Origin of the sequence: Terribacillus aidingensis, from assembly GCF_900215625.1 — a bacterium.
Taxonomy (GTDB): domain Bacteria; phylum Bacillota; class Bacilli; order Bacillales; family Amphibacillaceae; genus Terribacillus; species Terribacillus aidingensis.
In genome coordinates this window covers 203,391-215,450 of record NZ_OBEK01000001.1, presented here as the reverse complement: position 1 = coordinate 215,450, position 12,060 = coordinate 203,391, and the positions used below count along the sequence as shown (strand labels likewise).

The window sequence follows — 12,060 nt, the reverse complement described above, 5'->3', positions numbered from 1 at the left end:
TTCTTTTTTTCACCAAACCGCATCCAAGTTATCCGCATAAAAACGAATTGCCTTTTGATATATCTGAACTTCTTCATCTGAACTTGTTTCCGCCAGCAACTTCAAGAGAATTTGCATGGCTTCTCCGTGCTGCTTGCGATTATATTGCACCATAGCATAAAAAACCTGGAGTGCATTATTTTCCGGAAATAACGTTATGGCATTCCTCAACGTTTTCTCCGCTTCCTCATATTCCCCTAGTGCTCGGTACGTACTTCCTAAGCCGAGGTAGGCTCCTTCTGCTTTCTCCGCTGGCAGTCCTAGCGCAATTGCCCGTTCATAATAAGGAACCGCAGCTCTTTCCTGCCCCAGCACATCAAAACTCCATGCACATTGATAGTGCGTTTCCGCATGATTTGGATTGGCTGCTGCTAATTGCACCAATTGCTTATTAGCTTCTGTATGATTACCTGCTTCCCGTTTTGCAATTGCCTCTGCAAGTTCCTTCATGTCCAGATTCCTCCTTCGTCAGTACTGCTTGGATTTTATTTGTATAACCAAATTATACCTAGGTTTGCTTGAGATCCTGAATTAAGCATGACGTCTATAGTTTTGACGCCTTCTTATTGCTTTCTATTTTATCGAAAAGCGAGAGATATTCCTAGATAACACCGAAAATACGCAAGCTTTCTGTTATAATAGTACAAGTTTAAACGCGTTTAGGAGGCTGTTTATGTTAAAGAAAAACGCCCTTTATATTATCTTCCTCGGCCTGATCTGTATTCTCGCAGGAATAGGAATTATGATTTGGGCTACTGATAAATTCTACTTGGGTATTGCTTTTGCTGCGCTCGGGCTTATCTATGGATTAGCAGGTATGCTGTTATATCGCAAAGTAAAAAAGAAGGAATCCAAGCCACAAGAACAATCTGAGCAATAAGCTTTAGAGAGAGAAGCATGGTAATTTTTACTGGAGGTAAAGATAATGAAACTTTCTATCAAAGTAAAGCTAGAAATCTCTCCATATGTTGCGGCAGGAATTGCAGCAGCTGCGTGTATCCTTATCTTCAAGAAAATCCGAAACTGACCCGCTTTGCTATTTAGCATGGCGTTTTTTTATTTGCATGCTTTTACGGAGGGAAGGGAATAGTCCTGCAAAAGACACTGGGAAGATAGGTGATGAAATGGAGAGAACGTATTGGAAGGAAAGCATTATTTATGAATTGTATACGCGCAGTTTTAAAGATAGTAACGGCGATGGGATTGGCGACTTAAGAGGGATTCTAGAAAAAATAGATTACCTCGATTACCTCGGGATTGATGCCATCTGGCTGCCGCCAATCTATGCTTCCCCTAACATTGACCATGGCTATGACGTGAAGAATTATCGTGCAATTCAGCCCGAGTACGGAACTATGGAAGACTTTCACTCTGTATTGACCGCTTTTCACCAGCGCGATATCAAACTTGTTCTAGATTTTATTCCCAATCATACCGCCCAAGCACACGAATGGTTCCAGCAAGCTAAGACATCCAAAGATAACCCGTACCATGATTATTATATATGGCAACAAGCAAAGTCTGACGGCAGCCCGCCATCGAATTGGACTTCCCATCTCGGTCACTCTGCCTGGACATGGAATGAGCAAACAGAGGAGTACTACTTACACTTATATAGTGACAAGCAACCGGATTTGAATTGGGACAACCCCATGGTACGTCAAGAAATGAAAGCGATTATGCGTTTCTGGCTCGAAAAAGGGATAGACGGTTTCCGCATCGATGCTGTGAATGTTATTTCTAAAGATCGCCGTTTTCCTGATTCTGATAAAGATAAACTCCAAGCTAAAGGCGAGAAATATTTTAAGAATGGTCCCTATGTTCATGATAATCTGCACGAGATGATCAGTGAACTGAAACAGGATTTTGAATTTTTCACAGCTGGAGAAACTTCCGCTGTACATGATCATGATGTACTTAACTATACGAAGCCCGACCGAGAAGAATTGGATATGGTGTTATCCAGTGAGGCAGCTGAGCTTGCTAATCAAGAAAAGGATAAATATAAAAGTAAAACGTGGTCTGTCCCTGATTTCCGTGAAGTACTGCGCAAATGGCAAAAAGACGTCGGTGACAACGAAGGCTGGTTCGGCTTATATTTGAGTCATCACGATGCTCCAAGAATGGTTTCTACATTTGCAGATGATGGCAAGTATCGTATACCTTCAGCAAAGCTGCTGGCTGTTTTGCTGCACACCTTGCGCGGGACGCCGTTTATCTTTCAAGGGGAAGAGTTGGGGATGACGAATTATCCTCACTTCGACTCGATTGACTCCATACAGGAACAAGAAGCTCGCAGCTACTATAATCTTAAGGTAACAGAGCAAGGTGCATCGAAAACCGTGATTATGGAAAGGATTAAAAAGAACACCCGGGATCATGCCAGAACACCAATGCAATGGGATACCTCTCGTCACGCAGGTTTTACAAGCGGAGACCCATGGCTGCCAGTTAATCCGAATTACAGTGAAATTAATGTTCAGGCAGGTATAGATAATCCCGATTCTGTATTGCAGTTTTATCGGAAGCTTATTCAAATGCGAAAAGAGAATCCAATCATGGTTTATGGCGAATTAGAAATTATCCTAAATGATCATGATCAACTTATTGGTTACATTCGCCGGCTGGATAAGGAAGAATGGGTTATCTTGCTTAATATGACCGATAAAGAAGCATTGTACGATATCCCCAGGGAGTGTGTGGAAGATTGGGATAAAAAGCAATGTGTGATTAGAAATTATCCACATGTGGATAAGGATGATAGATTAAGACCTTTTGAAGCAGTTGTGTATAAATACAGGAATGATAGTTAACAATTCTAATATTTGATTAGTCTAAAATTTAGTTTATGATTGAATTGCAGTATAAATGACCCATTACATTGGAGGTAGTATTTATGACAGCAATCGACGGTAAAGTGGCAATTGTAACAGGTGCAGCATCCGGAATCGGACTGGCAACAGCGGAAGCTTATGCAAAAAAAGGTGCAAAAGTAGTTATTGCAGATTTCAACGCGGAAGCTGGTCAAAAAGAAACAGATAAACTGAAACAAACTGGCGCTGATGTACTGTTTATCGAGTTCAACGCCGCGGACGAAGATTCAATTAAGAATTTAATCGATCAAACAATTTCCCATTATGGTCAAGTTGATATTCTTGTTAACAATGCTGGCATTGGTAATGAAATGGGACCAACTGATGAGCTGTCCTATGAAGACTATCGTAAAGTCATTGCGGTTAACCAGGACGGTATGTTCTTAGCATCTAAATACGCTATAAAAAATATGCTGAAATCAGGCAGCGGTGTTATTATCAACACGTCTTCTATCTTAGGATTTGTAGCTCAGCCTGGTGCATTTGCTTATAACGCTAGTAAGGGTGCAGTGAATACACTAACTAAATCTTTAGCTGTGGAATATGCTGATAAAGGTATTCGCGTAAATGCTATAAATCCAGGTTTTGTAGAATCTGGTATGATGAATAAAGAAGCGCTTGGTGATTTCTATGACTCACTTGTAGCAAAACATCCAATCGGCCGTCTCGGTAAAGCCGATGAAATCGCGCATGCAATTGTATTCTTAACAGAAAATGACTTTGTAACTGGCGAAACACTTGTAATAGACGGCGGTTACTTGGCACAATAACGTAAAAACCTGCAATCTTGGAACTGTCCTTCCGTTTTTGAGACAGGGGATCAACAACTTCAAACAGCCAATTGCCGATAATTGTATTGGTGATTGGCTGTTTCGTTTGGATAAAAACGTTATTACAATAAGGATTAACGTTTTTATTTGTCTCAGCCTTTGAGATTAGTCCCTCTTTTTTTTCTATAGTAAGAACAAACTTTGTCAGGACACTTTACTGCTCCCAAAAAACTGATGACCATATGTATTACGAACTGACATAACAATTCCTAAAAGTATCATATTTGAAAATAAGGAACTGCCTCCGTATGTCAGGAAGGGAAGCGCAATACCTTTAACTGGAAGCATACCTTCAACCATACCAATATTCTGGACGATTTGAATTGTCAGGCTTAAAGCCAATCCCGCACAAATATAGGTACCATACGCATCATTTGATTTTATACCTATGTCTATAATCCTCACAATTAATAGAAAGAACAGCAAGATAACAACGGATCCGGTTAGAAACCCGCCTTCTTCCGCAATGGATGCAAAGATAAAATCTGTATGCTTTTCGGGTACATACACATTTCCTCCTTCTAGCCCTTTTCCTGTCAGCCCACCTGTACCAACAGCTAGAATGGATCTGCTGCTTTGAAATGACTCGTTGCTGTTACCACTGGGATCCAGCCAGCCAATAATACGTTCCTGCTGATGAGGTTTGAGTTTCGGGATAATGTCATCGTAAATTAGTTCTGGTTTAACCAGAAACAAAAACACAATTGTACTGACAAGCAGCATTGGAATTAATATGCCTATTGTAACAACAGCTTTATGAAGCTTAACCATCCCTAACATTGCTAATATCGCAAACAAGTACAGCATGACCATCCCTGTATCAGGCTGCTGGTAGACGAGTAGACTAGGTATTAAAATTACAATTAAAATCTTACCAATAAGCAAAAAATCTCCCTGTATTGACTGGCTCAAATGCTTCTCTTTATGCTCGAAAATCAATTTAGCTACGATTAAAATTACAGCAATTCGGAAAAACTCAGATGGTTGAATGGATCCTAAAAGAGGGATGCTGAACCACCTTTTCGCACCAAGTATATTAGGGGCTATTGATTCTGGAGCAATAGCCAGGATAACTAAAGATAGTGCTGTAAAAAAGTAAAATGGCCATGACAGCGTACGAAGCTGATTTAAGTCTAGAAATCGAAAAAAATACAGCAAAATAAAACCAATTATATAATTGATGCCTTGCTTTAACGCGAAGTTCTGTGCACCAAAGTGCCAGCTGGATTGTGTACTGAATATAAATAGTATACTCACACCGCATAGAATACCTAATAAAATAATAATCATTTTATCTAATTCATGCAGTCTTAATTTTTTGCCAAGCACAATTAACGCCTGCTTTCTATCCTATACATACTGATATGTTTTGAATTACATGATACTTGCAAGATAATTCCCATCGAAAATAGATTTACGATAAGAGAAGAACCGCCATAACTAATAAAAGGTAATGGGATACCTGTTATCGGTAAAAGACCCGAAACGGCACCCAAATTAAAAACTGCTTGCACCATTATCTGAAACAAAAGTCCAATGGTAAGCAAGGTAGCGAAAGAGTCTCTTGCTCGCAAAGCAATGGACACACCTTTAAAGAGCAGTCCAAAATACAGAAAAAAAACGACGGCCAACCCTAGAATGCCTAACTCTTCAAGTACGACAGCCATAATAAAATCCGTGTGTGCTTCAGGAAGGAAACCAAGCTTTTGGATCCCTTCTCCTATTCCTCTTCCCAGCACACCGCCCGAAGAAATTGCCTCATATCCATTGATAAGCTGATACCCCTTCCCATCTGGATCATTAAATGGGTCGCGAAAAGATAGAACACGCGCCAACCGATATGGAGCAGATACAGCTAAATAAACCACACCGCTAACACTAAACGCAGCGATTGCAAGTATATGGCGCTTTTTTATCCCTGCACAAAGCATAATAAAAACACAAGGAAGCGCTATGGAAGTAGCGGTGCCTAAATCTGGTTGCAACAGGATGAGTAAGAATACCACACCTAACACCAATAGCGGAGGTAATACATCCTTGTTAAAGTTAGATAACGTCTTTCCTCTCTTGCCAAAAATCGATGCAAAATATATGACAATTGTAAGCTTAACGAACTCTGCTGGCTGAAGGACAATAGGACCAATCTGCAGCCAGCGCTGCGAACTATTTCGCATCTCTCCAAACCACGGTGTAAGCACAAGTATTAACATTAGTATCGAGCCTAAGACGAGAACTGGGCTCCATTTACGATATAGACTATAGGGGAGAAAGAACCCAATTGTCATAGCGAAGAGCCCAATAAATAAGGACATTCTTTGATTGTGAAAGAAATACGAAGAATCATTATACTTAGCAGACCCTAGCGGATAACTAGCGCTATACACCATAATTAATCCAAATAGACAAATACATAAAATAAAAAACAGATAGGTTTTATCTATTTTTTTAACTTTCCCTAACACATCGAGCATCTCCAATTATAATACGTCAGCCTAAGATAAACCGGCTTTCATCATCATAGCGACACTGTTGACATTTTGTCAACGATATCGATAAATTTCTAGTAAAAGATTGACAAGTAATCAACAATTCTATATGGTATGCAAGTAGAAAGAAAGTCGGAAACGTTAAGAGAGGAAACAAATCATGGATTTATGGATTTTACTCGGAAAGTATTTCATTTTAGGCCTTATTCAAGGAATATCAGAACCTATCCCGATTAGCTCCAGCGGACATTTGATAATTGCCCAGGATTTATTCGGATTGGGAGTTGAGGACTTAAGTTTCGAAGTAGTTGTTAATACAGCTTCCCTTCTAGCTGTTATGCTAGTTTACCGGAAGGATATCATTCGGTTAATTACATCAACTATTAGCTACATAAGTAAAAGGGAAGAATCAACGAAAGATGACTTTAAATTGGTTGTCTATCTTATTATTGGTACAATCCCTGCGGCTCTATTAGGACTATTATTTAATGACTTTATTGGAGAGCATCTAAAAAGTACTATCACCGTAGGTATTGCTCTCTTGGTTACAGCATTCTCACTATTCTTCATCCGGAATCTGAAAGGCACGAAGAACAGACATGCAATGACTTGGAAAGAAGCGCTGCTTGTCGGCCTAGGGCAAGCTGTTGCCTTAATTCCCGGTGTAAGTCGTTCAGGAGCTACAGTAGTAACTGCTATGCTGATCGGATTAAAACGTGACACTGCCCTTATGTTCTCTTTCTTGCTTTATATACCTGTAAGCTTAGGCGCAAGTGTCCTGGAGCTTCCAGATATGCTTAGACAAGATTTCTCAAGTGACATGCTAATTGCTTATGCTCTTGCATTTGTCGCCTCACTTGTAGCAAGCTATTTTGCTTTGAAATGGTTCATCGACGTGATGAAGAAAGGGAAACTGATTTATTTCGCTATCTATTGTTTCCTACTAGCAATCATCACACTGTTTCTTCTGTAAGTATGCAAAAATCCCGGTTAAGCATCTGCTTTCCGGGATTTTTTTTAAATGAAGATATCGAGAATCATCGTGAATGCCAACCCTGCTACTGCCACAACTGTAGAAAGAATCGTATATGTACCAAGAGCTTCTTTCAGGGTCATACCGAGAGACTCTTTTACCATCCAGAAGCCTGCATCATTGACGTGCGCAGCAATAGCGCTCCCGGCACCTGTTGCGAGTGTAACTAGCTCTAGGTTTACATCTGGCATTGTCGCAAGAGATGGGATAACTAAACCTGCAGTCGTCAGTGTCGCGACTGTACCTGAACCGAGACAGATGCGCAGAATAGCCGCTACCAGCCATGCAAAGAAAATTGGTGATAAAGATGTACCAGCAAAGATGCTGGCAACATAGTCACCTACGCCTCCGTCAATTAACACCTGCTTCAGAGCACCGCCGCCGCCAATGATTAAAAGCAGCATCCCGATGGAGTTAATGGCTGAACCACAAGAATCCATCATTTTTTTCATTGAGATATTTCTTCTTATCCCCATTGTGTATATCGCCACTAATAGAGAAATTACCATAGCTGTTGAAGCGTTACCCACAAAAGCAGCCATATCTGTCCACATATTATCAGGAATCACTTGTTCAACTTTAATGATATCCACAATAGCTCCGATTCCCATGAGGATAACTGGGAATAGAGCTGTAAACACACTAATTCCAAATCCCGGCATCTCGTCATCTTTAAATGATTTTGCTACACCAAAGGATGCGCTGCCTTCACGAGTAAAAGCTGAAGGTACAATATTTTTTGCAAGCTTCGGAAAGAGAATTCCCGAGAGAATAACAGTAGGAATTGCAATAATGATGCCATAAAGAAGTACCAAACCTATATTGGCACCATATTCCGCTGCAACTGCGGTTGGACCTGGATGAGGCGGCAAAAATGCGTGCGTTGCTAAGGCAGCTGCCACCATCGGTAATCCAAGATAAACAATTGATACTTTCATCTCTTTTGCAATAGAGTAGATGATCGGAATGAGCAAGACAATTGCTACTTCCAGGAATAATGCTATCCCAACGATAAACGACGCAAATAGAATCGCCCATTGAATGCGTTTTTGACCGAATTTATCAATCAGTGTGTTTGCAATACGATTGGCACCACCGGCATCCGCAATCAATCGGCCAAGCATGGCTCCCATACCGAATATAAGCGCGATATGTCCTAGCGTACTTCCCAAACCAGCTTCAATGGAACTGACAATATCAGTCATTGGCATACCGAGCAGCAGAGCGACAACAAAGGAAACAATAATTAAGGAAACAAACGTGTTTAGCTTTAATCCCATAATAAAGATCAGCAATAAAATAACACCAAATGCGATAATTAGTAATGGCATGATGATACCCCACAATCAGTTTGTAAGTGTTTTCATTTAAATCGAGAGAAAAGAAAGATATGAAATTAAACCTTCCTTGTCTCCCATATGTTGTTTGCTTATAATGTCGTGCGTGTGAAATTCGGTGCATATTGGGCCGCAACCTTAATGCACTCTTCCATGCTGATGCTTTCAGCAATGTTCTTTCCAGCGATATCAAATGCAGTCCCATGATCAACAGATGTCCGGAGAAATGGCAAGCCATTCGTGATGGAAACCGTTCTGTGAAAGTCTGTCATCTTAGCTGCGATATGTCCCTGGTCATGATACAAGGAAAGTACCGCATCGTATTTTCCGTTTAATGCTTGGAAGAAGACCGAGTCAGCTGGTACTGGTCCGACAGCATTGATACCATCTTTGACTGCAAGCTCGATACCAGGCTTAATCTCCTCTACTTCTTCCCAGCCGAACAGGCCGCCTTCTCCGCTATGCGGGTTCAAGCCTGCTACTGCAAAACGGCGGTCTTCTACTCCGAGTCGCTGCAATGCTCTATCACAACGGACCAAGTAATCTTGTACTCTTTCCTTTGTCATTTGCGCAATCGCATCTTTTAAGGAGAGGTGGCGTGTAAGGAAGAAGATACGCATCCCGTTCACTTCGAACATGGTAAGCGGATCATCCGAGCCGGCTAAATCCTCCAGCATCTCTGTATGCCCGATATACGGCACTTTCGCTGCTTTTAACGATTCCTTGTTGATCGGTGTTGTGGCAAGCGCTTGTACTTGGTTCTCCATTGCGAGTTCCACAGACTTTTTAATATATTCAAAAGCACCTTGGCCGCCCTGTGCAGAGACTTGGCCATACTCCAGCTTTTTCATATCGATATTGTTCAGATTAATCACATCGACTGTACCTAATTCGTATTTTCCTTCAGATGGGGCAGATACTTCATTAACTGCAAGATTCGCATCAACAATCTCAATAGCCTTCTTTATAACAGCTGTATCTCCTATGACAAGCGGTTTGCAAACATCATAGATTTCCTGCTTTGCCAGTGACTTCATTGTAATCTCTGGTCCAATACCTGCCGGATCACCCATCGGAATTGCGATAATAGCTCTTTCTGTCATGTTGGTATCCCCCTTAGAATGTTGCTTCCAAATATTTAATGCTTGTATAAATTGCTTTTGTTCCGCCGGCTGTCCCGCCTTTGGTTACAATCGGAATACTGTCCAGATAGCCGCCGATGAACTTGCCGTAGGCGATTAGCGGGAGAATCTCATCCAATAACTGAATACCTTCTGCCCGGCATATCGAACAAAGGGAAGCGGTTACATCTCCGCCGCTAGAAAAGCACCCGCCGATCTCGAATTCACTATCTTGGACTACTACTCTTGTAATCTTGCCCAACCCGTCAGCAATCCGCTTTGCCAGTGCATCCTGACTCACTCCTTGGTTTTCTGCTAGTGTTTTTAAATCGAGAATCTCTGTTCCAGGTGCATCTGTTGTGATGAGCAGGATATCCTGTTCTTTCATTTCCTGCTTCGCTAACGCAATCACTCGGTCTACTTCTTCATCCCACACACCATCTACAGTTGCCAGTTTCTTAGAATCAACGTAGATAGGCCGGATATTCGTTTTATCAATTAAGTATTGCAGCTGCTTTGAGCTGTTTGAGGTAACACTGCCAATCGTGACGACAATTTTCTTGTCCTTCATTCTTCTCCGGCTGAAAGCCCGAACAAATGCAGCTGTCAGCGGGCCGGGGTCAGCAGGGATCATTTGATAGTCATCCAGTTCTGCCATAGCCCCGGCAACGGCATCTATGTCTTCATTTGTAATCACATCTGGTACTAGAATCCTGGCGCCAGATTGTATGGAATCCTTCATTTTCCTTTCAATTGCTTCCTTGCCTGCTAATATGACCTCTAAACCAATGCTGGCAACTGCATAATTACTCTGTTTTTCTACCAGCTGCGGAACATGTGATTCCGTTACTGGCTTAACCGGATCCTTTCCTACATCAGAAAGCTGAACCGGCACACCATGTACGAGCAAATAGCCGCCGGAAACGATTCTCCCTGAATCCGGATAAGCAGGAACGATAACAGCTATCGCTTGCGGCCCAAGTTCATCCAGTAGTGTGTCAATCTCCACACCAATGTTACCGCGGACTGTACTGTCGATACGTTTGCATATAACATCCGTTTCCCACTTCTTCAAGTTGTTCGCAACCGCTTTCACTCGGCGGTGCGCAACTTCCCCTTTCACATAGCGGCTGTCTGTATCTACGATAACGCCGTTAATCTGATCCGAGGATGGGAGATGGTCGTAAAAAACCATCGTTGCGACGTTATAGCCAAGCTTTGTCAGTTTGACGCCAGTACCATTTCCTCCAGTAAGATCATCGGCGATAACCCCAATCTTCATCAGGCTTCCTCCTCTGCTGCTACAACCTCCAATAACTCAGGCAATTCATGCGGATAATAGTTCGCAATTCCGCTATCGGAAATGATGCCAGTTAATGCTTTCAATTCACAAACCTTCGCAAATGCTTTTTGATCCAGTTTGCTCGAATCTGCTACCAGCCACGTAGCCTGCGCCGATTTAATCATCAGCTTTTTAATATATGCCTTCTCAAGTGCTGGAGCTGTCACGCCAACTTGGTGATGCACAGCATGGGCACCTAAGAAAAACAGATCTACGTGCAAGTTCAGTAATATTTGTTCCGTAATTGGACCAAATAGTGCTCCGATATTATTTTGCATTTCGCCGCCAGTTAAAATCACTTTGACTTCACTGTCCATCAGTTCAGCAGCAATCTTAATGTCATTTGTTACTACTGTGAGATTCCGCCTATTCTTTAGAAGTTTGGCAATCTCAAGTGTTGTAGTCCCTGAATCAAGCAATACAGTAAAGCGTTCCTGTACCAACTCAGCAGCTTTTTTCGCGATGCGCTGCTTCTCACTGGAATGTTTCCCTTCTTTCGTCGAAAAAGAGGACTCCTCTACTAGTGACTTGTTGAGAATAGCTCCACCCAGTGTACGAATGATTTGTTTCTGCTCTTCCAGATAGTTTAAGTCACGGCGAATTGTCATCGCTGAGACATTCAGTTCCGCTGCTAATGCATCGATATCTATCTTTTCATTTTCATTTAGTTTTCCTAAGATTACATTTCTGCGTTCATTTGGCTGCATAATTTCTCACCTTTTGTTCATTATGAACATAACTTCTACATTTATAGTAAATATATCATTGTTATTTGTCAACAATATTAGGCATTGTTGTTCAAATTTAACACAAGTTGTATAACAAGCATCTTGGATATTTACTTCACAACTGGTAAAATGGGAGAACGTTATAAAAGGAAAATCGTATTCAATAGCAGCTGCTCCATCCAGTTTTCTCTTTTCATCGTATGTACTTCCTCGGATGCCGCCGCCAGGACTTTCGGTTCGCTGTTCATAGAGTTCAGTAATACTAGAAGAG

General features: G+C 41.5%; 11 protein-coding genes. 4 read left to right on the top strand and 7 right to left on the bottom strand.

The annotated features are described in order from the left end of the window. Positions 1-9: 9 nt before the first annotated feature. A complete protein-coding gene (locus tag CRO17_RS01090) occupies positions 10-489 on the bottom strand; it encodes a tetratricopeptide repeat protein (protein ID WP_097038453.1) in 480 nt (159 codons plus the stop codon). 223 nt (positions 490-712) lie between these two features. Between CRO17_RS01090 and CRO17_RS01085 the strand changes: the two genes are divergently transcribed. The 3 genes from CRO17_RS01085 (at position 713) to CRO17_RS01075 (ending at position 3,682) form a co-directional block, all read left to right on the top strand. Beyond that, positions 713-919, top strand: a complete 207-nt coding sequence (locus tag CRO17_RS01085; protein ID WP_097038451.1) for a TRADD-N-associated membrane domain-containing protein — start codon at positions 713-715, stop codon at positions 917-919. Between the two features lie 244 nt (positions 920-1,163). Beyond that, on the top strand, positions 1,164-2,852 hold the full coding sequence (locus tag CRO17_RS01080) for an alpha-glucosidase (protein ID WP_097038449.1): 1,689 nt from the start codon (positions 1,164-1,166) through the stop codon (positions 2,850-2,852). 83 nt (positions 2,853-2,935) lie between these two features. Further along, entirely contained in the window at positions 2,936-3,682 is a 747-nt protein-coding gene (locus CRO17_RS01075) for an SDR family NAD(P)-dependent oxidoreductase (protein ID WP_097038447.1), read from the top strand. Positions 3,683-3,886: 204 nt separating this feature from the next. Here CRO17_RS01075 and CRO17_RS01070 read toward each other — a convergent pair whose 3' ends face one another. After that, entirely contained in the window at positions 3,887-5,032 is a 1,146-nt protein-coding gene (locus CRO17_RS01070; RefSeq protein WP_097040002.1) for an FtsW/RodA/SpoVE family cell cycle protein, read from the bottom strand. A gap of 41 nt (positions 5,033-5,073) precedes the next feature. Next, positions 5,074-6,213 carry a putative lipid II flippase FtsW gene (gene ftsW / locus CRO17_RS01065; RefSeq protein ID WP_281253800.1) on the bottom strand — a complete coding sequence of 380 codons (1,140 nt, stop codon included), beginning with the start codon at positions 6,211-6,213 and terminating at the stop codon, positions 5,074-5,076. A 175-nt stretch (positions 6,214-6,388) separates the two neighbouring features. On the opposite strand from ftsW, the gene uppP reads away from it, so the two are divergent. Then, positions 6,389-7,201, top strand: coding sequence for an undecaprenyl-diphosphatase UppP (gene uppP, locus CRO17_RS01060; protein WP_097038444.1), 813 nt, complete (start codon positions 6,389-6,391; stop codon positions 7,199-7,201). Between the two features lie 44 nt (positions 7,202-7,245). On the opposite strand, the gene CRO17_RS01055 is transcribed toward uppP, so the two are convergent. The 4 genes from CRO17_RS01055 to CRO17_RS01040 all read right to left on the bottom strand — a co-directional run bounded on the left by CRO17_RS01055 (position 7,246) and on the right by CRO17_RS01040 (position 11,768). After that, positions 7,246-8,592, bottom strand: coding sequence for a gluconate:H+ symporter (locus CRO17_RS01055; protein ID WP_097038442.1), 1,347 nt, complete (start codon positions 8,590-8,592; stop codon positions 7,246-7,248). A gap of 98 nt (positions 8,593-8,690) precedes the next feature. Beyond that, complete coding sequence (gene pdxA / locus CRO17_RS01050; protein WP_097038441.1) at positions 8,691-9,701, bottom strand: 4-hydroxythreonine-4-phosphate dehydrogenase PdxA; 1,011 nt, start codon at positions 9,699-9,701, stop codon at positions 8,691-8,693. A 13-nt stretch (positions 9,702-9,714) separates the two neighbouring features. Next, positions 9,715-11,001 (bottom strand): four-carbon acid sugar kinase family protein, encoded by a 1,287-nt coding sequence (locus CRO17_RS01045; protein ID WP_097038439.1) that lies wholly within the window; start codon positions 10,999-11,001, stop codon positions 9,715-9,717. After that, positions 11,001-11,768, bottom strand: coding sequence for a DeoR/GlpR family DNA-binding transcription regulator (locus CRO17_RS01040; RefSeq protein WP_097038437.1), 768 nt, complete (start codon positions 11,766-11,768; stop codon positions 11,001-11,003). The genes CRO17_RS01045 and CRO17_RS01040 overlap by 1 nt, the downstream gene beginning before the upstream one ends. Between the last annotated feature and the right edge of the window lie 292 nt (positions 11,769-12,060).